General features: G+C 37.1%; 18 protein-coding genes, 8 tRNA genes and 1 riboswitch. Of the genes, 25 read left to right on the top strand and 1 reads right to left on the bottom strand.

From position 1 onward, the window contains the following. Positions 1-77 precede the first annotated feature (77 nt). From AC1RP1_RS03685 to AC1RP1_RS03750, 14 genes are all read left to right on the top strand, one after another. Positions 78-150 (top strand) — tRNA-Val (locus AC1RP1_RS03685). 3 nt (positions 151-153) lie between these two features. Further along, positions 154-226: transfer RNA gene (locus AC1RP1_RS03690), tRNA-Lys, on the top strand. Between the two features lie 18 nt (positions 227-244). Beyond that, positions 245-326, top strand: a tRNA-Leu gene (locus tag AC1RP1_RS03695). A gap of 14 nt (positions 327-340) precedes the next feature. Further along, a tRNA-Thr gene (locus AC1RP1_RS03700) sits at positions 341-416 on the top strand. Positions 417-431: 15 nt separating this feature from the next. Next, positions 432-503 (top strand) — tRNA-Gly (locus AC1RP1_RS03705). 11 nt (positions 504-514) lie between these two features. After that, positions 515-603 (top strand) — tRNA-Leu (locus AC1RP1_RS03710). Positions 604-631: 28 nt separating this feature from the next. After that, positions 632-705: transfer RNA gene (locus AC1RP1_RS03715), tRNA-Arg, on the top strand. A 12-nt stretch (positions 706-717) separates the two neighbouring features. Beyond that, positions 718-791, top strand: a tRNA-Pro gene (locus tag AC1RP1_RS03720). A gap of 129 nt (positions 792-920) precedes the next feature. Next, positions 921-1,388, top strand: coding sequence for a CtsR family transcriptional regulator (locus AC1RP1_RS03725; protein WP_481761623.1), 468 nt, complete (start codon positions 921-923; stop codon positions 1,386-1,388). A 14-nt stretch (positions 1,389-1,402) separates the two neighbouring features. Continuing rightward, entirely contained in the window at positions 1,403-3,880 is a 2,478-nt protein-coding gene (locus AC1RP1_RS03730) for an ATP-dependent Clp protease ATP-binding subunit (protein WP_481761622.1), read from the top strand. Positions 3,881-3,945: 65 nt separating this feature from the next. After that, on the top strand, positions 3,946-5,292 hold the full coding sequence (gene gorA, locus AC1RP1_RS03735) for a glutathione-disulfide reductase (protein ID WP_481761621.1): 1,347 nt from the start codon (positions 3,946-3,948) through the stop codon (positions 5,290-5,292). 264 nt (positions 5,293-5,556) lie between these two features. After that, on the top strand, positions 5,557-9,147 hold the full coding sequence (gene rpoB, locus AC1RP1_RS03740) for a DNA-directed RNA polymerase subunit beta (protein ID WP_481761620.1): 3,591 nt from the start codon (positions 5,557-5,559) through the stop codon (positions 9,145-9,147). 96 nt (positions 9,148-9,243) lie between these two features. Beyond that, a complete protein-coding gene (rpoC, locus tag AC1RP1_RS03745; RefSeq protein ID WP_481761619.1) occupies positions 9,244-12,897 on the top strand; it encodes a DNA-directed RNA polymerase subunit beta' in 3,654 nt (1,217 codons plus the stop codon). A 143-nt stretch (positions 12,898-13,040) separates the two neighbouring features. Next, a riboswitch (purine riboswitch) is annotated at positions 13,041-13,138 on the top strand. A 65-nt stretch (positions 13,139-13,203) separates the two neighbouring features. Next, positions 13,204-14,529, top strand: coding sequence for a nucleobase:cation symporter-2 family protein (locus tag AC1RP1_RS03750; protein WP_481761618.1), 1,326 nt, complete (start codon positions 13,204-13,206; stop codon positions 14,527-14,529). 35 nt (positions 14,530-14,564) lie between these two features. Here AC1RP1_RS03750 and AC1RP1_RS03755 read toward each other — a convergent pair whose 3' ends face one another. Beyond that, entirely contained in the window at positions 14,565-15,257 is a 693-nt protein-coding gene (locus tag AC1RP1_RS03755; protein WP_481761617.1) for a prepilin peptidase, read from the bottom strand. Positions 15,258-15,509: 252 nt separating this feature from the next. Between AC1RP1_RS03755 and rpsL the strand changes: the two genes are divergently transcribed. The 11 genes from rpsL (at position 15,510) to rpsC (ending at position 23,111) form a co-directional block, all read left to right on the top strand. Then, positions 15,510-15,920 (top strand): 30S ribosomal protein S12, encoded by a 411-nt coding sequence (gene rpsL / locus AC1RP1_RS03760; protein ID WP_057974646.1) that lies wholly within the window; start codon positions 15,510-15,512, stop codon positions 15,918-15,920. A gap of 46 nt (positions 15,921-15,966) precedes the next feature. After that, positions 15,967-16,437, top strand: a complete 471-nt coding sequence (gene rpsG, locus AC1RP1_RS03765; RefSeq protein WP_057974645.1) for a 30S ribosomal protein S7 — start codon at positions 15,967-15,969, stop codon at positions 16,435-16,437. 93 nt (positions 16,438-16,530) lie between these two features. Then, positions 16,531-18,624 carry an elongation factor G gene (fusA, locus tag AC1RP1_RS03770; protein ID WP_409022017.1) on the top strand — a complete coding sequence of 698 codons (2,094 nt, stop codon included), beginning with the start codon at positions 16,531-16,533 and terminating at the stop codon, positions 18,622-18,624. A 343-nt stretch (positions 18,625-18,967) separates the two neighbouring features. Continuing rightward, positions 18,968-19,276, top strand: coding sequence for a 30S ribosomal protein S10 (rpsJ, locus tag AC1RP1_RS03775; RefSeq protein ID WP_057974643.1), 309 nt, complete (start codon positions 18,968-18,970; stop codon positions 19,274-19,276). Positions 19,277-19,322: 46 nt separating this feature from the next. Further along, complete coding sequence (rplC, locus tag AC1RP1_RS03780; protein ID WP_481761616.1) at positions 19,323-19,955, top strand: 50S ribosomal protein L3; 633 nt, start codon at positions 19,323-19,325, stop codon at positions 19,953-19,955. A gap of 20 nt (positions 19,956-19,975) precedes the next feature. Next, entirely contained in the window at positions 19,976-20,599 is a 624-nt protein-coding gene (gene rplD, locus AC1RP1_RS03785) for a 50S ribosomal protein L4 (protein ID WP_409022019.1), read from the top strand. Then, positions 20,599-20,883, top strand: a complete 285-nt coding sequence (gene rplW / locus AC1RP1_RS03790; protein ID WP_409022020.1) for a 50S ribosomal protein L23 — start codon at positions 20,599-20,601, stop codon at positions 20,881-20,883. Before rplD ends, rplW begins: the two co-directional genes overlap by 1 nt. A 32-nt stretch (positions 20,884-20,915) precedes the next feature. Continuing rightward, positions 20,916-21,749, top strand: a complete 834-nt coding sequence (gene rplB / locus AC1RP1_RS03795; RefSeq protein WP_409022021.1) for a 50S ribosomal protein L2 — start codon at positions 20,916-20,918, stop codon at positions 21,747-21,749. Positions 21,750-21,791: 42 nt separating this feature from the next. Beyond that, on the top strand, positions 21,792-22,073 hold the full coding sequence (rpsS, locus tag AC1RP1_RS03800; protein ID WP_057974638.1) for a 30S ribosomal protein S19: 282 nt from the start codon (positions 21,792-21,794) through the stop codon (positions 22,071-22,073). 14 nt (positions 22,074-22,087) lie between these two features. Next, positions 22,088-22,441 (top strand): 50S ribosomal protein L22, encoded by a 354-nt coding sequence (rplV, locus tag AC1RP1_RS03805; protein ID WP_409022022.1) that lies wholly within the window; start codon positions 22,088-22,090, stop codon positions 22,439-22,441. A gap of 13 nt (positions 22,442-22,454) precedes the next feature. Then, positions 22,455-23,111 (top strand): 30S ribosomal protein S3, encoded by a 657-nt coding sequence (gene rpsC / locus AC1RP1_RS03810; protein WP_057974636.1) that lies wholly within the window; start codon positions 22,455-22,457, stop codon positions 23,109-23,111.

The raw sequence follows: 23,111 nt of genomic DNA on the forward strand, positions 1-23,111 counted from the left end.
TAAGCTTCTTAGCGCCAAGAGTAGTTGGGGGTCGCCCCCTGCGAGGGTAGGACGTTGCCATGCTTTTTTTATTATTTGGAGGTTTAGCTCAGTTGGGAGAGCGTCTGCCTTACAAGCAGAGGGTCACAGGTTCAAGCCCTGTAACCTCCATTTGAGCCGTTAGCTCAGTTGGTAGAGCATCTGACTTTTAATCAGAGGGTCGACAGTTCGAGCCTGTCACGGCTCATTTTCAATTCCACATTCTGCGGGTGTGGCGGAATTGGCAGACGCACTAGATTTAGGATCTAGCGTCGTAAGACGTGGGGGTTCAAGTCCCTTCACCCGCATCATTTTCAGTTATGCCGACTTAGCTCAGTTGGTAGAGCACCTGATTTGTAATCAGGGGGTCGGGCGTTCGAATCGTCTAGTCGGCACCATTTTTTAATTTTTTTGCGGAAGTAGCTCAGTGGTAGAGCATCACCTTGCCAAGGTGGGGGTCGCGGGTTCGAATCCCGTCTTCCGCTTTTCAATAAATGCCGGGGTGGCGGAACTGGCAGACGCACAGGACTTAAAATCCTGCGGTGAGTGATCACCGTACCGGTTCGATTCCGGTCCTCGGCACCATTTATTGTTTTAATTTTATATTTTTAATGCACCCATAGCGCAACTGGATAGAGTGTCTGACTACGAATCAGAAGGTTGTAGGTTCGACTCCTACTGGGTGCATTTTTTTGTGTTCGGGAAATAGCTCAGCTTGGTAGAGCACCTGGTTTGGGACCAGGGGGTCGCAGGTTCGAATCCTGTTTTCCCGATTAATTGAAAAAGGAATTTAAACTTTATGTTTAAATTCCTTTTTTTGTTTAGGACAAATAACTTTCAATTTTAATTTATATTTCGTATAATGAAAGTCAACATTAGTCAAACTATTTGAGGTGATGAATATGCAGGGTCAGAATATTTCTGATGTGATTGAGAAGTATTTTAAGAAAATTCTTTTAGACGAAAAAGAAATAGTCATTAAACGTTCTGAAGTTGCTGAATTATTTAATTGTGTACCATCGCAAATAAATTATGTTATTAACACGCGATTTACTATTCAAAATGGATATGTAGTAGAGAGTAAACGTGGTGGCGGTGGATATATTAGGATAGAAAAGGTAAATCTTTTTGTAGATCAAGAATTTATTCAAACAATAGAAAATTTAATTGGTACAAACGTATCCCAACAAGAAGGTTACGATATTATTCAAAGTTTATATGATGAGAAGACATTGACAAAAAAAGAATCAAATTTAGTTTTAGCTATAATAAAGAAAGATGTTTTTCTTGGTATGGATACAGAATCAGAAAATATGATACGCGCTAAAATGTTGATTAATTTAATTAATCGCTTACGATATGAAGAGTAGAAAGAGGTAATAATATGGATAATTTATTTACGCCGAGTGCAAAAGAAGTTCTTATTCGAGCACAGGAAGCTGCTAAACACTATCGTCAACAAGCCGTTGGTACTGAACATTTACTTTTGGCTTTGTCTGAAGTACAAAATGGTATTGCAGATAAAGTATTGAAACAATTTAATGTTGATCCAGAAGATATAATGGAAGAAATCGAAAGATTCACTGGTTATGGATCATTGAGATTAAATAAAAATGATAATTATTTACCTTACTCACCAAAAGCAAAAATGATTTTATCAATTGCTAACGATGAAGCTAAAAATTTAAATGCAAGTAAGGTGGGTACAGAGCATCTTTTACTAGCGCTAACAAGTAATAATGAAATATTATCATCAAGAATTATGGGCGGATTAAGTGCTGATGTTAAGCAGGTACGTAAAATGATTTTCCGTCAACTTGGTGTCAGTGAAGTTCAGATGAGACAAAAGAATCGTGGTAAACAAACTCCAGAAGAGGGAACACCTACATTAGATGAATTAGCACGTGATTTGACTAAAATGGCTCGTGATAAGCAGATTGACCCTGTAATTGGTCGAGATTCTGAAGTGAAAAGATTAACTCAAGTATTGAGTCGTCGAACTAAGAATAATCCAGTGTTAATTGGTGAACCTGGTGTTGGTAAGACTGCAATCGCTGAGGGGTTTGCTCAACGATTAGTTGACGGAAACGTTCCTGAAGACATGATTGGAAAACGATTAATGATGCTTGATATGGGATCATTAGTTGCGGGAACAAAATATCGTGGTGAATTTGAAGATCGGTTAAAGAAAATATTGAAAGAAGTATACACGACTAAAGATGTTATTTTATTTATTGATGAATTACACACGTTAATTGGTGCAGGGGGTGCAGAAGGTGCAATAGATGCATCTAATATATTAAAACCTGCATTGGCTCGTGGTGAAGTTCAAGTTATTGGTGCAACGACATTAGATGAGTATCAAAAATACATTGAATCTGATGCTGCTTTGGAACGACGTTTTGCGACAATCACAATCAAAGAACCAACAGAAGCACAGACTGTTGATATTTTAAAGGGACTCCGACCTAAATATGAGGCACATCATCGCGTGCAAATTACCGATGATGCAATTGAAGCAGCAGTAGAAATGGGTAATCGATATATTACTGATCGATTCCTACCTGATAAGGCGATTGATTTAATGGATGAAGCCGCTGCTCAGGTTCGTATTGAGCGCCCAAGGACTAAATCAAAATTAAGTAAAAAACAAGATCAACTTGACGAATTGCGTCAACAAAAAGATGATGCAGTTAGTCAGCAAGATTTTGAATTAGCTGCGGGTATTCGTACAAAAGAAATGCGTGTTAAAAAGCAGGTTGAAGATTTAGAAGCCGAAAAAAATGCTGCCGTTAAGTCTAGTGCAGAACATTATGATATAAAGGTAACTAGCGAAGAAATTGCAGGAATTGTTTCTGATTGGACAGGTGTTCCAGTACAACAATTGAATAAAAGTGAAAGTGATCGCTTAATTCATCTTGAAGACATTTTGCATAAACGTGTTATTGGTCAAAATGAGGCAGTTAGCTCAATTGCAAAGGCTATTCGACGTGCTAGAAGCGGATTGAAAAATCCAGCAAGACCAATTGGTTCATTCATGTTCCTTGGGCCAACGGGTGTTGGTAAAACTGAATTAGCTAAGGCACTTGCTGAAGCTATGTTTGGCTCTGAAGAAGCAATGATTCGAGTGGATATGTCGGAATATATGGAAAAATATAGTACAAGTCGCTTGATTGGATCGCCACCAGGTTACGTTGGATATGATGAAGGTGGACAATTGACTGAAAAAGTTCGTCAGACACCATATTCTGTTGTTCTCTTGGATGAAGTTGAAAAAGCGCATCCTGATGTTTTTAATATTTTACTTCAAGTGTTAGATGATGGATACTTAACAGATTCTAAAGGACGTCGTATTGATTTTAGAAATACAATTATCATTATGACATCTAACTTAGGTGCAACTGCCGTTCGTGATGAGAAGTTTGTTGGATTTGGTGTAGAATCTGAAAAAGATGAATATAAGGCAATGTCTGGAAAAATTCGCGCGGCTCTTAAAAAAGCCTTTCGTCCAGAATTTTTAAACCGAATTGATGAATCAATTATATTCCATTCATTAACTAAAGTTGAATTACATGAGATTGTGAAATTGATGACTAAAGAAGTTATTGATAGGTTGAAGGAACAAGATATTAAGGTTAAAATATCACCTGCAGCAATTGATGTGATTGCTAAGGCAGGGTTTGATCCAGAATATGGTGCTAGACCCATTCGTCGTGCATTACAAACAGAAGTTGAGGACCGTCTAAGTGATATTCTTCTTTCTGGTCAAATAAAAGATAATGATAATATTACAATTGGTGCTGTAAAAGGTGTTATCAAAGTAACGATTAAAGAATCAAAAACTAAAGTAGCAGTGAAGTAAACTTAAAAAGGTGTAACTATTCATGTAGTTGCACCTTTTTTATCACTAGAAAAGGAGTGTTATCTATGGAAAAAATAGATCTTATTGTAATTGGTGGAGGCTCTGCTGGAATTGCAGCAGCAAATCGAGCTGGTTCTTTTGGAAAAAAAGTAATTTTAATAGAAGGAAATGAAATTGGTGGAACTTGTGTCAACGTTGGATGTGTACCTAAAAAGATTATGTGGTCTGCAGCAGCGTTAGCACAAGATTTTGATTTAGCTACTGATTATGGGTTTACTAAACAACAGCCGCAACTTGATTTTGAAAAATTAGTTGCTAACCGTTCTGCATATATTGAACGATTACATGGCGCATATTTCAGAAATTTAGATAAAAATCAGGTACAAGTCATTAAAGGCTATGCAAAATTTATTGATAATCAAACAGTTGAAGTTAATGGCTCAAAATATGTCTCAGAGCACATACTAATTGCAACTGGTGGAACACCCAATATACCCGACATTCCTGGCGCAACGTATGGGATTGAATCTAATCAATTCTTTGATGATTTGAAAGAATTACCTGCTAAAGTTGCGGTTATCGGAAACGGTTATATTGGTACTGAACTTGCTGGAACGTTGAATGCACTAGGGTCAAAAGTTCACATGTATGCAAAATACGACACGTTGTTACCTAATTTTGATGAATTAATTTCAACAAATGTAACAGAAACGTATATAGAAAATGGAATTGATATTAGTTTTAACTCAAAGGTGACAGAGTTGAAACGGCGAAGTGATGGTAAATATGAAGTTATTACCAATGATGACTCATTGGTCGTAGATTGTGTTATTTGGGCGGTTGGCCGCCGACCAGTTACCGATAAAATGAATATTTCTGCCACAAATATTAAATTAAATGATAATGGTACTATTGTGGTCGACGAGTATCAAAATACATCAGTTGCTGGTATTTATGCGACTGGGGATGTTATTGGTAAACTTGACTTAACACCTGTTGCAATTGCAGCTAGCCGAAGATTAATGGAGCGTGTGTTTAATAATAAACCTACGGAACATTTAGATTATAAATTGGTACCCACAGTGGTATTCTCACATCCAGTTGCTGGAACGATTGGTTTAACTGAAGCTGAAGCAACTTTAGAATATGGTCAAGAAAATCTAAAAATTTATCGATCATCATTTACACCAATGCGTTATAGTTTAGGTGATAGTAAGGTGAAGGAAAACCTGAAGTTAATTACGGTTGGTAAAGATGAACGAATTGTTGGATTACATGGTGTTGGAGAAGGCATGGACGAAATGCTACAAGGATTTGCAGTAGCAATTAAAATGGGCGCAACTAAAAAAGATTTCGATGATACAGTTGCTATTCACCCAACGAGTGCTGAAGAATTTGTGACGATGACTTAATGAGCACGAACTGTTGACATCCGATTCAATAGCGTATATGATAATTAAATGTATAATACTGTGAATTTTTATAGCTGATTACGATCTATTGTCCGTAAGAAGCCTTATAGAGAGACAAAAATGGTGATTATTTAAAAATAAATAAACTGTTTTTGTTTTTTCTTTTGCCAAAAAAACCGATTTTTTCGTCTAGTATGCAATTTGTAATCAAACTGTAATATAAAATCATCGGACTTTGGCAGGTTTACAGAATAAATTTGAGAGGTGACTAATTTGGCTGGACATTTAGTAAACTACGGTAAACACAGTACACGTAGAAGTTACGCACGTATCAAAGAAGTTTTAGATTTACCTAATTTAATCGAAATTCAAAGTGACTCTTACCAATGGTTCTTGGATGAAGGTCTTCGTGAAATGTTTGAAGACATCATGCCAATTGACGATTTTGCTGGTAACTTATCATTAGAATTTGTTGATTACCAATTATTAGAACCTAAATACACTGTAGATGAAGCACGCGCACATGATGCGAACTATTCGGCTCCATTACATGTTACATTACGTTTAACTAACCATGAAACTGGCGAAATTAAATCTCAAGATGTTTTCTTTGGTGATTTCCCATTAATGACAGAACAAGGAACATTTATCATTAATGGTGCTGAACGAGTTATTGTTTCTCAATTAGTTCGTTCACCAGGGGTTTACTACAATGGTTCATTAGATAAAAATGGCCGTGAAACATATGGCACAACTGTTATTCCTAACCGTGGTGCATGGTTAGAATATGAATCAGATGCTAAAAATATTTCATATGTACGTATTGATCGTACACGTAAAATTCCATTAACTGAATTGGTCCGCGCTTTAGGATTTGGTTCTGATGATGAAATTATTGAAATGTTGGGTAACAATGATAGCTTAATGCTAACACTTGAAAAAGATGTTCATAAAAATACGGATGATTCACGTGTTGAAGAATCTTTAAAAGATGTTTATGAACGTCTACGTCCCGGCGAACCTAAAACAGCTGATAGCTCACGTAGTTTATTGACAGCTCGTTTCTTTGATCCAAAACGTTACGACTTAGCTCCAGTTGGTCGTTACAAAATTAATAAAAAATTAAGCTTGAAAACACGTTTATTGAACCAAACATTAGCTGAAACATTGGCTGATCCAGATACTGGTGAAGTACTTGCACAAAAAGATACCGTAATTGATAAACAAGTTATGGAAACTTTAGCACCATATCTTGATCGTCAAGATTTCAAGACGGTCACATACCACCCATCAGAAGATGGTGTTGTTACTGAACCTATGGTACTTCAAATCGTTAAGGTTTATTCTCAAGTAGACCCAGAACGTGAGATGCCAATGATTGGTAATGGCAATATTGACTTACAATACAAACATATTGTACCTGCTGATATTATTGCTTCAATGAACTATTTCTTTAATTTAAAAGAAAATATTGGTTCTGTGGATGATATTGATCATTTAGGTAACCGTCGTATTCGTTCAGTTGGTGAATTACTACAAAATCAATTTAGAATTGGTTTATCACGTATGGAACGTGTTGTACGTGAACGTATGTCAATTCAAGATACAACAACTGTTACACCACAACAATTGATTAACATTCGTCCTGTTGTGGCTTCTATTAAAGAATTCTTTGGTTCATCTCAATTATCACAATTCATGGATCAAACTAATCCACTTGGTGAATTGACACATAAACGTCGTCTTTCTGCCTTAGGACCTGGTGGTTTGACTCGTGATCGTGCTGGATATGAAGTTCGTGATGTTCATTACACGCATTACGGTCGTATGTGTCCAATTGAAACGCCTGAAGGACCTAACATTGGTTTGATTAATAGTTTATCAAGTTATGCACGTGTTAACCGATATGGTTTTATTGAAACACCTTATCGTCGTGTGAGCTGGGAATCACATCAAGTAACTGATAAAATCGATTACTTGACTGCTGATGAAGAAGATAACTATGTTATTGCACAGGCTAACTCACCATTAAATGAAGATGATTCATTTGTAAATGAACTCGTTATGGCTCGTAATCGTTCAGAAAATATCGAAATCGGTATTGATAAAGTCGATTACATGGATGTTTCACCTAAACAAGTTGTGGCTGTTGCTACAGCATGTATTCCTTTCTTGGAAAATGATGATTCTAACCGTGCCTTGATGGGTGCCAATATGCAACGTCAAGCTGTTCCTTTAATCAATCCTCATTCACCACTTGTTGGTACAGGTATTGAATATAAGGCAGCTCATGATTCTGGTGTCGCTTTAATTAACAAAAACGAAGGTACTGTTGAATACGTTGATGCACGTGAAATTCGTGTTCGTCGTGAAGATGGCGCTTTAGATAAATACAAATTAATGAAATTCCATCGTTCAAATGGTGGTAAAAACTACAATCAACGTCCAATTGTTCGTGTAAACGATCATGTTGATGCTGATGAAATTTTAGCTGATGGTCCTTCAATGGAAAATGGGGAATTAGCTTTAGGCCAAAACCCATTAGTTGCCTTTATGACTTGGAATGGTTATAACTTTGAAGATGCTGTTATCATTAACGAACGTCTTGTTCGTGATGATGTCTACACATCAATTCATATTGAAGAATTTGAATCAGAAGCACGTGATACAAAATTAGGACCTGAAGAAATTACTCGTGAAATTCCTAATGTTGGTGAAGATTCATTAAAAGATCTTGATGAATTTGGTATCGTCCGTATTGGTGCTGAAGTTAATGATGGTGATATCTTAGTTGGTAAAGTAACACCTAAAGGGGTTACTGAATTATCTGCTGAAGAACGTTTATTACATGCTATCTTTGGAGAAAAGGCTCGTGAAGTACGCGATACTTCATTGAAAGTTCCTCATGGTGGTGGCGGTATTGTTCAAGATGTTAAAATCTTTACTCGTGAAGCAGGGGATGAATTAAGTCCTGGTGTTAATATGATGGTTCGTATCTACATTGCACAAAAACGTAAGTTACGTGTGGGTGATAAGATGGCTGGACGTCATGGTAACAAAGGGGTTGTTTCAATCGTTGTCCCTTCTGAAGATATGCCTTACATGCCAGATGGTACACCAGTTGATATTCTTTTGAATCCCATGGGTGTTCCTTCTCGTATGAATATTGGACAAGTTTTAGATCTTCATTTAGGTATGGCTGCTCGTAAATTAGGTATCCATGTTGCAACACCAGTTTTTGATGGTGCTCGCGATTCAGATATCTGGAATGTCTTTAAAGAAGCTGGAATTTCAGATGATGGTAAGACAATCTTATATGATGGACGTACAGGTGATGCATTTGATAACCGTGTTTCTGTAGGTGTTATGTACTATATGAAACTTGCTCACATGGTTGATGATAAAATCCATGCTCGTTCAATAGGACCATACTCATTAGTAACGCAACAACCATTAGGTGGTAAAGCACAATTTGGTGGACAACGTTTTGGTGAAATGGAAGTTTGGGCACTTGAGGCTTATGGTGCTGCTTACACGTTACAAGAAATTTTAACGTATAAATCTGATGATGTTGTGGGTCGTGTGAAAACATACGAAGCAATTGTCAAAGGCGAACCAATTCCTAAACCAGGTGTTCCTGAATCATTCCGTGTTCTTGTTAAAGAATTACAGTCATTAGGATTAGATATGAAAGTACTTGATGCTAAAAAGACTGAAATTGAATTACGTGACATGGATGATGACGATGATGATATCGTTAATGTGGATGCGTTAAGCAAATTAGCTAATGAACAAAAAGAGAAAAAAGCTAAAGAAGAAGCCGAAAAAATGGCTGCTGAAATGAACAAAGAATAATTTTGGCTTAGTTACTGAACTCAAATTTGTGTGGATGAAGCTAATGCTTAGTTTGAGAAATCCAACACACTATAAAACTAAAGGGAGGTCGGTCCTTTGATCGATGTCAATAAATTTGATAGCATGCAAATTGGCTTAGCATCTTCTGATAAGATTAGAAGCTGGTCATATGGTGAAGTTAAAAAGCCCGAAACAATCAATTATCGTACATTAAAACCTGAAAAAGACGGACTATTCGATGAACGTATTTTTGGACCAACAAAAGATTGGGAATGTGCCTGTGGTAAATACAAACGTATTCGCTATAAAGGTATCGTCTGTGATCGTTGTGGTGTTGAAGTTACTCGTTCTAAAGTACGTCGCGAACGTATGGGTCATATTGAATTAGCTGCACCAGTTACACATATCTGGTACTTTAAAGGAATTCCAAGTCGTATGGGTCTTGTCTTAGACATGAGTCCTCGTGCTTTGGAAGAAGTTATCTACTTTGCTTCTTACGTTGTTACTGAACCTGGTAACACACCTCTTGAAAAGAAACAGTTATTAACAGAACGTGAATATCGTGAAAAACGTGAAGAATACGGGACTGAATTCGAAGCTGGAATGGGTGCTGACGCTATTCGTCATTTATTACGTGATGTTAATCTTGCTGGTGAATCTGAAGAATTAAAAGAAGAATTGAAAGATGCTACTGGCCAAAAGAGAACACGTGCTGTTCGTCGTTTGGACATTTTAGAAGCATTCTTACTTTCTGAAAATGAACCTGCATGGATGGTTATGGATGCTGTTCCTATTATTCCACCTGACTTACGTCCAATGGTTCAATTAGAAGGTGGCCGTTTTGCCACTTCTGATTTGAATGATTTATACAGACGGGTTATTAACCGAAATAACCGACTAAAACGTTTATTAGATTTGAACGCTCCTGGTATTATTGTTCAAAATGAAAAACGTATGTTACAAGAAGCTGTTGATGCATTGATTGATAATGGTCGTCGTGGCCGTCCAGTTACTGGACCTGGTAACCGACCATTGAAATCTCTTTCACATATGTTGAAAGGTAAACAAGGACGTTTCCGTCAAAATTTACTTGGAAAACGTGTTGATTATTCAGGCCGTTCAGTTATTGCTGTTGGACCAACGTTACAAATGAATCAATGTGGTATTCCTCGTGAAATGGCTTTGGAATTATTCAAACCATTTATGATGAAAGAACTTGTTAAACGTGAAATGGCTTCAAATATTAAAAATGCTAAACGTAAACTTGATCGTCGCGATGAAGATATCTGGGATGTTTTAGAAGAAGTTATTGTTGAACATCCAGTTCTCCTTAACCGCGCACCAACACTTCATCGTCTTGGTATTCAAGCTTTCGAACCAATTTTAGTTGATGGTAAAGCAATTCGTCTTCATCCCTTAGCTTGTGAAGCTTACAATGCTGATTTTGATGGAGATCAAATGGCTATCCATGTACCTTTATCTGATGAAGCACAAGCAGAAGCTCGTTTGCTTATGTTAGCTGCTCATCATATCTTGGCACCTAAAGATGGTAAACCAGTTGTAACACCTTCTCAAGATATGGTTTTAGGTAACTACTACCTTACAATGGAAGAAGCTGGCCGCGAAGGCGAAGGTATGATCTTTAAAGATGCTAACGAAGCTGTAATGGCTTACCGTAATGGTTACGTTCATTTGCACACTCGTATTGGATTACAAACAGCAACATTAGCTGCTGAAGGTAAACCATTTACAGATTGGCAAAAAGAACGCATTATGATAACAACTGTTGGTAAAGCAATCTTTAATGAAATTTTACCTAATGAATTTGCCTACATTAATGAACCTAAGAATGATAACTTAATTAATAAAACAGCCGACAAATATTTTGTTGAACCTGGTCAAAATATTGGTGATGTTATTAAAGCACAAGAAATTATTTTACCTTTCAAAAAAGGATTCTTGAGTGATATCATTTCTGAAGTTTATAAACGATTTAAAGTAACTGAAACGTCTAAGATGTTAGATCGTCTTAAAAACTTAGGTTATGATCAATCAACACATGCTGGTATTACAGTTGGTATTTCTGATGTAACTGACTTAAAGGAAAAACCTGCAATTATTGAAGAAGCTCATAAACAAGTTGCTTTAGTTGCAAAACAATTCCGTCGAGGTTTGATTACAGAAGATGAACGTTATGAACGTGTTATTGCTATCTGGACACAAGCAAAAGATGATATTCAACAAAAACTAATGGAAGCATTGGGCACACAAAATCCTATTCAAATGATGAGTGATTCTGGAGCCCGTGGTAATATTTCTAACTTTACTCAATTAGCTGGTATGCGTGGTTTGATGGCAGCTCCTAATGGTAAAACAATGGAATTACCTATTATTTCTAACTTCCGTGAAGGTTTGTCAGTGTTGGAAATGTTTATTTCAACTCATGGGGCTCGTAAAGGTATGACTGATACGGCCTTGAAGACTGCCGATTCTGGATACTTGACTCGTCGACTTGTTGATGTTGCTCAAGATGTTATTATTCGTGAGAAAGATTGTTTCACTGATCGTGGCTTAGATGTATCAGCTATTAAAGAAGGAAATGAAATGATCGAACCATTGTATGACCGTATCTTAGGTCGTTATGCAATGAAGACCGTTAAAAATCCTGAAACTGGTGAAGTTATTGTCGCTTCAAACGAAATGATCGAAGAAAGCAAAGCGCAAGCAATTATCGCTGCTGGAATCGAACAAGTAACTATCCGCTCAGCATTTACATGTAACACTAAGCATGGGGTTTGTGAACATTGTTATGGTCGTAATATGGCTACTGGTGATCAGGTTGAAGTTGGTGAAGCAGTTGGTACTGTTGCTGCTCAATCAATCGGTGAACCCGGAACTCAATTAACAATGCGTACTTTCCATACTGGTGGGGTTGCTGGAGATGATATTACACAAGGGTTACCTCGTGTTCAAGAAATCTTCGAAGCACGTAATCCTAAAGGTCGTGCTGAAATTACAGAAGTAACAGGTATGATTGAAGCAATTGAAGAAAATCCTGCTGAACGTACTAAAGAAGTAACAGTTAAAGGTGAAACTGATACACGAACATATAGTTTACCTTATACTGCTGTTCTTAAAGTTGCCGAAGGTGATAAAATTCATCGTGGTGAAGCACTAACAGTTGGTTCAATTGATCCTAAACAATTAATTCAAGTTCGTGATGTTCTTTCTACGGAGAATTATATTCTTCGTGAAGTTCAAAAAGTATATCGTATGCAAGGGGTAGAAATCTCTGATAAGCATGTGGAGGTTATGTCTCGTCAAATGTTACGTAAGGTTCGCGTTATGGATCCCGGTGACACAAATGTATTACCAGGTACTTTAATGGATATCATGGATCTTAAAGAAGATAACTATAAGACATTGATCAAAGGTGGCATTCCAGCTACTTCACGTCCTGTCTTACTTGGTATCACTAAAGCATCTCTAGAAACAAACAGTTTCTTATCAGCTGCATCATTCCAAGAAACAACTCGTGTTCTTACGGATGCTGCTATTCGCGGTAAGAATGATCCATTAATTGGTCTGAAAGAAAATGTTATTATTGGTAAGATTATTCCTGCCGGTACTGGTATGCCAGATTACCGTCAAATTAAACCAAAAGAAACAGGTTCAATTTCAGCTAATGTTTATTCAATCTCAGATATTGAGAAACGAATGAAAGAAGAAGAAGCTAGCGTGAACGATTAACGTCATAGCTAAAAAAGAACAATTCTTATTAATTTAAGAGTTGTTCTTTTTTTTGTGCTTTATTAGCGAACAATTAACGCTTACATTTTAATAACGTCCGCAAACCATTGTATGGGTAAATAGACTGTGTTAATATTGTCATACAATAAAAAATACTGATCACCTATATAATGTCATGATATGGATGCTAGTTTCTACCCGGAGCCGTAAATTCCGGACTATATGTGAGTTAAAGCAAGCATGTATTAGGCATGAAATCCATAGAAAATCCGACTTATTAGTGTGAAAGATAATGTGGAGGATCAAATGAAGAATAGCACGGAATTAGAAAATAGTAGTTTGGATGAATCTAATTTATCAAATTTTAGAGCAGCAATATTAGGATTACAGCATTTATTAGCCATGTATTCAGGCGACATTTTGGTACCATTATTAGTTGGGGCTGCACTTGGGTTTAGTACAAAACAAATTACTTATTTAGTTTCGATGGATATTTTCATGTGTGGGATTGCAACATTATTACAATTGAAACGCACACGTTTTACTGGCATTGGTTTACCTGTAGTACTTGGGTGCGCGATTGAATACGTTGCACCATTGACTGCAGTAGGAAAACATTTTGGATTAGGAACAATGTATGGATCAATTATTGCTGCTGGTATTTTTATATTTCTAATTTCGGGATTCTTTGCAAACATTAGAAAATTCTTCCCACCAGTAGTGACAGGATCATTAATTACGTTAATCGGATTAACGTTAATTCCAGTTGCCTTTACCAACATGGGCGGTGGGGATGTGACAGCCAAATCATTTGGTAGTATCCCTAACTTAATAGTTGCAGGTGTAACCATTGCCGTTATTTTAGGCTTGAACATTTGGGGCCGCGGATTCATTCAACAAGTGGGTATCTTAATTGGTATTTTAGTTGGTGTGGTCGTTGCCTCATTTATGGGAAAAGTAACATTAGACCCAGTTAGCCAAGCTAATTGGTTTCAATTACCCCATGTTTTTATGTTTGCTGCCCCTAAATTTGAATGGTCATCAATTGTGACTATGATATTAGCAGCGTTAACAACTATGATTGAATCAACTGGTGTATTTTTTGCGCTGGGAGATATCGTTGGTCGTCCAATCAGAAAAGATGATTTAAAAAAAGGGTACCGTGCTGAAGGTATCGCAGCTGTTTTAGGTGGTATCTTTAATACGTTCCCATACTCGACATTTTCACAAAATGTTGGAATTGTGCAACTATCAGGAATTAAAACGAAGAAACCTGTTTATTTTTCAGCGTTCTTTTTAATTGCTTTAGGGTTACTTCCTAAAATTGGTGCAGCAGCAACTGTCATTCCAGCAGCCGTTTTAGGTGGTGCTATGTTAGTTATGTTCGGTATGGTTGGTGCACAAGGTATTAAAATGTTGCGCGAAGTTGAAGGTAGTAATAGTAATTTATTAATTATCGGTATTTCGGTCAGCTTAGGACTTGGTGTAACAGTACAACCAGCATTACTCCAAGCATTACCCTTAACAATCCAGACCATTTTTGGTAATGGACTTGTTGTCGGTAGTCTGTCGGCTGTTATCTTAAATATTCTATTCAATTATGGTCATTTGAATGACGCAATCGAAGATTAAAGTAAAAGCTAAGCAAATTTGCTTAGCTTTTTTATTTATATGAAGAAAGATAACGCAATAGTAATATAAACGCCAAACGTTATATGTGGGACAAATGGGAAAAATTGATATCGACTCTGTTTTACAGTAAAAAAGTAGATAAGTGAGCTGATACAAGCAAAAAGAGTGGCAATCAAACAAAAATGAACACCAAATGTTAGTTGAATGATAATCAGTAAAATAAAATCGCCAAGGCCGAGCTTTTGTTGAAAACATAAGACAAATAGAAACAGACTGAATAAGCTAATTGCTATTAGTGAGTCTGGAAACCCAAATAACAGATAATGCCACAGGATGAATAGTATTCCACCACCGATAGTTAAGCGACCAGAAATCAGTCGGTTAGTGAAATCCATAGCTGATAGAAAAGTTAAATAAAATAAGAACGTTATAAGTAATAGAAATTCAAAAAGAGATAGTTGAGTGAAAGATAAGGGCAACATGGCGGCCAAACTACATTCAAAAATAAATGAATAGGCTGGGAATTCTCCCTTGCAGAATCGACAGTGTCCGTGTAATCTAAGATAAGCGTAGATAGGAATTAGATCAAACCAAGGTATTTTTGTACCACAATAGTCGCAGATTGATCTTTTGTTGAATTGATTCTGATTCAATGCACAGCGTGTGGCAATGCAGGTGATGAATGAACCTAGGCAAGCACCTAGTAAAAATAAATAACTAATTAACATAATTTAAATCCTCCTATTAAAAAATACGCTTTTTAGTGTAAATACCATTGACGTATATTAAATACCGTGATATTCTGTGTAAGGTGCTTTTTGTGAACAGTTAATTCATCTACATAGTTGAGATTCTGTATAACAGCAGCGCATTATAAGACAGACGTCTAGGACGTTATTTTTTATTATTAAAAAATGAACCACCTGGATGTGTGGACTTAAAAAACAATTAACCTATAATAAGGAAGGAGGAAACTTTAGATGCCAACAATTAATCAATTAGTTCGTAAAGGTCGTAATTCTAAAGGTTCAAAATCTGGTGCACCCGCATTAAACTTCGGGTATAACAGTTACAAAAAAGTTCAAACAGATAATCCTGCACCACAAAAACGTGGGGTTGCTACTCGTGTCGGAACAATGACACCTAAAAAGCCTAACTCTGCTTTACGTAAATATGCGCGTGTGCGTTTATCTAACTTACTTGAAGTTACAGCTTACATTCCTGGTATTGGACATAACTTGCAAGAACATAGTGTTGTTCTTATTCGTGGTGGCCGTGTAAAAGATTTACCTGGGGTACGTTACCATGTTATCCGTGGTGCTCTTGATACAGCCGGTGTTGCTGATCGTAAACAAAGTCGTTCAAAATACGGCGCAAAGAGACCTAAATAAGAATAAAGTTATTCTAATAAAAATAGAATCTAAGGAGGTTATTTAGATGCCAAGAAAAGGCCCAGCTCCAAAACGAGAAGTATTGCCTGATCCAATTTACAATTCTAAATTAGTAACACGTTTAATCAACCGTTTAATGTTAGATGGTCGTCGTGGTACTGCATCAAAGATCTTGTATGATGCATTCGAAATGATTAAAGAACAAACAGGAAACGAACCTAATGAAGTTTTTGATGAAGCTATGAAAAACATCATGCCTGTACTTGAAGTTAAAGCTCGCCGTGTCGGTGGTTCTAACTACCAAGTGCCAATTGAAGTTCGCCCTGATCGTCGTTCAACTTTAGGTTTACGTTGGTTAGTAAGTTACGCACGTTTACGTGGGGAACATACTATGCCAGAACGTTTAGCTAAAGAAATCATGGATGCAGCAAACAATACTGGTGCATCAGTTAAGAAACGTGAAGATACACATAAAATGGCTGACGCTAATAAAGCATTCGCACATTACCGCTGGTAATTTTATAAAAGAATGGCTATTATATGATTTTGATAATCGATATAGTAGTCATTTTTTTGAATCTATTTTAGAATCGAAAGGAGATACTACAAAATGGCAAATAAACGCGAATTCCCACTAGAAAAAACGCGTAATATCGGGATTGTTGCTCATATCGATGCTGGTAAGACAACAACTACTGAACGTATTTTATACTATACTGGTAAAATTCATAAAATTGGTGAAACTCATGAAGGAGCTTCACAAATGGATTGGATGGAACAAGAACAAGAACGTGGTATCACAATCACATCAGCTGCAACAACTGCTGAATGGAAAGAACATCGTATTAATATCATCGATACTCCAGGACATGTGGATTTCACTATTGAAGTTGAACGTTCACTTCGTGTCTTAGATGGAGCCGTTGTTGTTTTAGATGGTCAATCTGGTGTTGAACCACAAACTGAAAACGTTTGGCGTCAAGCTACAACATATTCAGTTCCTCGTATCGTTTTCATCAATAAGATGGATAAAATGGGTGCTAATTTTGATTACTCAGTAGGCACAATCAAAGATCGTCTTCAAGTAAATGCTGTTCCTATCCAAATGCCAATTGGTGCTGAAGATGATTTTGAAGGTGTTATTGATTTAATCGAAATGAAAGCCGATTTATATGATAACGAAGATTTAGGTGCTACATGGGAAAGTATTGACGTTCCTGAAGAATATTTAGAAGAAGCTACAAAACGTCGCGAAGCTTTAGTTGAAGCCGTTGCTGATGTTGATGAAAAGCTTATGGAAAAATATCTTGATGGTGTGGAAATTACTAAAGATGAAATCAAAGCTGCTATCCGTAAAGCAACATTAAATCTTGAAATGTACCCAGTTCTTGCTGGTTCAGCATTTAAAAACAAGGGTGTTCAAATGATGTTGGATGCTGTTAATGATTTCTTACCATCTCCTTTAGATGTTAAACCTTATAACGCAGTAGATCCTAAAACAGATGAAGAAGTTGAAATCACAGCCGGTGATGACAAAGATTTCGCTGCTTTAGCATTTAAAATTGCAACGGATCCCTTCGTTGGTCGTTTAACATTCTTCCGTGTTTACTCAGGTACATTACAAGCTGGTTCTTATGTCTTGAACTCTACTAAAGACACGCGTGAACGTGTTGGTCGTATCCTTCAAATGCATTCAAATCACCGTAATGAAATTCCTGAAGTATTCTCTGGTGATATTGCTGCTGCTATTGGTTTGAAAAATACGACAACTGGTGATTCATTAACGGATGAAAAACATCCATTAATCCTTGAATCAATGGAATTCCCTGAACCAGTTATCCAAGTATCTATCGAACCAAAAACAAAAGCTGATCAAGATAAGATGGATATCGGTTTACAAAAACTAGCAGAAGAAGATCCTTCATTCAAGGCTGAAACTAACCCTGAAACTGGTGAAACTTTAATCGCTGGGATGGGTGAATTGCATTTGGATATCATCGTTGATCGTATGAGACGTGAATTTAACGTTGAAGCTACTGTTGGTGAACCACAAGTTGCCTACCGTGAAACATTTACAAAAACTGTTTCTGCACAAGGTAAATTCGTTCGTCAATCTGGTGGTAAAGGTCAATATGGTGATGTTACAGTTGAATTCTCACCTAATGAAGAGGGTGGCGGTTTCGCATTCGAAGACGCTATCGTCGGTGGGGTTGTTCCTCGTGAATATATTCCTTCAGTTGAACAAGGTTTGAGAGAAGCTATGCAAAATGGTGTTCTTGCAGGCTACCCACTTATTGATGTTAAAGCTAAGTTATATGATGGATCATATCATGATGTCGATTCTAACGAATCAGCATTTAAGGTAGCTGCCTCAATGGCATTGAGAAAAGCTGCTAAGAGTGCTGGTGCTGTTATTCTTGAACCAATGATGAAAGTTGAAGTTGTCGCTCCTGAAGATTACTTAGGTGATGTTATGGGACATGTAACTGCTCGTCGTGGACGTGTTGAAGGTATGGAAGCTCGCGGAAATGCACAAGTTGTTAACGCAATGGTTCCTCTTTCAGGTATGTTCGGTTACGCAACTACTTTACGTTCTTCTACACAAGGACGTGGTACATTCACAATGACATTTGATCATTACGAAGCTGTACCAAAATCAATCCAAGAAGAAATTATGAAGAAAAACGGAACAGCTACTGATTAATTAGTTGGTCTGAATTATAAAAGAAGTTATCACTTGTTGATAGCTTCTTTTTTTGTGGTAAAATAACATTTGGAAAATAAAAAAAGTTTTAAAAATGTTAATTATGATTATATAATGAGAAACTTTGAAAAAAAATAAGAAAGCACTTGCCATAAGGCTTTATCTCTAGTAGTATAGATAAGTACCCAAAAACAGATGGCGTATTACGCCCTGCGATAGGGTTTCATAGAATGAGCTAAGATGTGAAAGATTGCGACACGCCCGGCAGCTTTGCCACGCAAGGTGTGTCGGTCACTTACACGGAGCTAGTCTTATTTTTAAAATAGACGAAGGAGGGAACAAAATGGCAAAACAAAAAATTCGTATTCGCTTAAAAGCTTACGAACACCGTATTTTAGACCAATCTGCTGACAAGATTGTTGAAACTGCAAAAAGAACAGGGGCAACAATTTCTGGACCAATTCCATTGCCAACAGAACGTACATTATACACAGTTTTACGTTCACCACATAAGCATAAAGATTCACGTGAACAATTCGAAATGCTTACACATAAACGTTTGATTGATATCGTTAACCCAACACCTAAGACAGTTGATTCATTGATGAAACTTGACTTACCTAGTGGCGTTGATATTGAAATCAAATTATAAAACAGAGTTACAAAAATAAAAATACAAACATATTGGAGGTGTACTCATGACTACAAAAGGAATCTTAGGAAAAAAAGTAGGTATGACACAAGTTTTTACTGAAAATGGTGAATTGGTACCAGTTACAGTGATTGAATCTACGCCAAACGTTGTTTTACAATTGAAAACAATTGAAAACGATGGTTACGAAGCAATTCAATTAGGTTACCAAGACATGCGCGAAGTATTAACAAACAAACCTGCTAAAGGTCATGCAGCAAAAGCAAATACTACTCCTAAGCGCTTCGTTCGTGAAATTAACGATGTTGAGCTTGGAGAATATAACGTAGGTGACGAAATTAAAGTTGATACATTCTCAGCTGGCGATATCGTTAACGTTACGGGTACGTCTAAGGGACATGGTTTCCAAGGAAATATCAAACGTTGGGGACAATCACGAGGTCCTATGACTCATGGTTCTCGTTATCATCGTCGTCCTGGTTCAATGGGTGCCGTTATTAACCGTGTATTCAAAGGTAAGAGATTACCAGGTCGCATGGGTGGCAAACGCGTAACTGTCCAAAACTTGGAAATTATTCGTGTTGACGTTGATAGTAATGTTATCTTGATTAAAGGTAACGTACCAGGCGCAAACAAAACATTAGTTACAATTAAAAACGTCACAAAAGACGCTAAATAACAGGAAGGAGGAATTTCAAAATGCCAACAGTCGCATTATTAAAACAAGATGGTACTAAAAATGGTGAAGTTGAATTAAACGACGCTATTTTTGGAATCGAACCTAACGACAATGTCATTTTTGACGCCGTAATCATGCAACGTGCATCATTACGTCAAGGAACTCATTCAGTTAAAAACAAAAGTGCAGTTTCAGGTGGTGGTAGAAAACCATGGCGCCAAAAAGGTACAGGTCGTGCTCGTCAAGGATCTATCCGTAGCCCACAATGGCGTGGTGGTGGTGTCGTATTTGGCCCTACTCCTCGTTCATACAGTTACAAATTACCTAAAAAAGTTCGCCGTTTAGCTCTTAAATCAGTACTTTCACAAAAAGTATTGGATAACAGCGTGGTTATGGTCGATGCACTTAGCTTCGAACAACCAAAGACAAAAACTTTCAAAGAAGTTTTAAGTAACTTAGATATCAACAAAAAAGTATTAATAGTTCTTGAACCTGGCAATGATTTCGTTGCTTTAGCAGCTCGTAACTTACAAAATGTTACAGTAGTAGAAGCTAAAGGTGTTAACGTTCTTGACGTTATCAACAATGATAAATTAGTCATGACTCAAGCAGCTCTTTCTCAAGTAGAGGAGGCTCTTTCATAATGGAATCAAGAGATATTATCTTACGCCCAGTCATCACCGAAGCAGCAATGGATAGAATGGCTAACAAAGTTTACACATTCGACGTTGATACTCGTGCAACTAAAATTGAAGTCAAAAAAGCTATTGAAGATATTTTTGGCGTTAAAGTTGTAAAAGTAAATATCATGAATGTTAAAGGTAAGTTAAAACGTCAAGGTCGCTATGCTGGTTATACTAAAAAACGCCGTAAAGCAATTGTTACTTTAACTGCCGACTCAAAAGAAATCCAATTATTCGAAGAATAATCTAAAATTTTGTAAACTAGGAGGAAAACAACGTGGGAATTAAAAAATTCAAACCAACCACTAACGGTCGTCGTAATATGACTGGTTCTGATTTCTCAGAAATTACTAAATCAACTCCTGAAAAATCATTACTAGAATCAAAAAGCAGAACTGCCGGCCGTAATAACTATGGTCGCATTACTGTTCGTCACCGTGGTGGTGGTCATAAACGTCAATACCGTTTGATCGATTTCAAGCGTGTTAAAGACAATGTAACAGCAACTGTTAAAGCAATTGAATATGATCCAAACCGTTCAGCTAATATTGCATTATTACAATATACTGATGGTATCAAATCATACATCATTGCTCCTAAAGGATTAGAAGTTGGCATGATGGTTCAATCTGGTAAAGAAGCAGATATCAAGGTTGGTAACGCATTAGCTCTTCAAGATATCCCAGTTGGTACAATTATTCATAATGTCGAATTAAAACCAGGTAAGGGTGGACAACTTGCTCGTTCAGCCGGTGCTTCTGCACAATTACTTGGTAAAGAAGGTAAATACGTCCTTGTTCGTTTGACATCAGGCGAAGTTCGCATGATCTTATCAACATGTCGCGCATCTATCGGTGCTGTTGGTAACGAACAACATGAATTAATCAAAATTGGTAAAGCTGGTCGTGCTCGTTGGGCTGGTAAACGTCCTACAGTTCGTGGATCAGTTATGAATCCTAACGATCATCCTCATGGTGGTGGTGAAGGTAAAGCTCCAATTGGTCGTCCATCACCTATGTCTCCTTGGGGTCAAAAGACGATGGGTTACAAAACACGTTCAAAGAAAAACCAATCAGACAAATTTATCGTACGTGGACGCAACAAGAAATAATTTACTTGTTGCTTAAGCTATATTCCGGAAGGAGGATTCACATTGAGTCGTAGTCTAAAAAAAGGACCATTCGTCGATGAACATTTGATGAAAAAGGTCGAAGCACAAACTGATCAAGAAAAGAAAACAGTTATCAAAACATGGTCACGTCGTTCAACAATCTTCCCTAACTTCATTGGTCTAACTATCGCTGTATATGATGGACGTAAACACGTTCCAGTTTTTATGCAAGAAGATATGGTTGGTCATAAGTTGGGTGAATTTGTTCCAACACGTACTTTCCGTGGTCACGGATCTGACGATAAGAAAACTACAGTTAAATAAAGGAGGTTATACACATGGCTGAACAAGTAACATCAGCAAAAGCAACCGCCAAAACTGTTCGTATTCCAGCGCGTAAAGCTCGCTTGGTAATCGATCTTATCAGAGGTAAAAGTGTTGCTGAAGCTATCGGTATTTTGAGATTTACTCCCAGAGCCGGAAGCCCAATCATTGAAAAAGTTTTACTTTCTGCTGTAGCTAATGCAGAAAATAATTTTGATTTAGATGGTGAAAACTTAGTTATTACTGATATTTTTGCTAACGAAGGACCAACTTTAAAACGTTTCCGTCCTCGTGCTAAAGGATCAGCTTCACCAATTAACAAACGTACGAGTCACATTACAGTAGTTGTATCTGAAACTACAAAATAAGGAGGGATAACGCGTGGGTCAAAAAATAAATCCAACGGGATTACGTGTAGGTATCATTCGTGATTGGGATTCAAAATGGTATGCAGAAAAAGATTTTGCAAACTACCTTCATGAAGATTTACACATCCGTAAATACATTCAAGAAAAATTAACCGACGCTTCTGTCTCTATCGTTGAAATCGAACGCGCTGCAAAACGTGTTAACGTTTCAATCCATACTGCTAAACCTGGTATGGTTATCGGTAAAGGTGGAGCTGAAGTTGAAAAACTTCGTAAAGAATTAAATGATTTAACAGGTAAACGTGTGCATATCAACATTGTTGAAATCAAACGTCCTGATTTAGATGCTCAATTAGTCGGCGAAAACGTTGCGGAACAATTAGAAAACCGTGTCGCATTCCGTCGTGCTGTTAAACAAGCTATGCAACGTACAATGCGCTCTGGTGCTAAAGGTATCAAAGTTCAAGTTGCTGGCCGTCTTAACGGAGCTGATATGTCTCGTGTTGAAAGCTACTCAGATGGTACAGTTCCATTACATACCTTAAGAGCAGATATTGACTACGCTTGGGTTGAAGCAATGACTACTTACGGTAAATTAGGCGTTAAAGTCTGGATCTACCGTGGTGAAATCTTACCAGCTAAGAAAAACGCTGTGAAAGGAGGGAAATAA

The sequence above is a fragment of the Dellaglioa sp. CoH-56-MRSF-13 genome, from assembly GCF_056782095.1.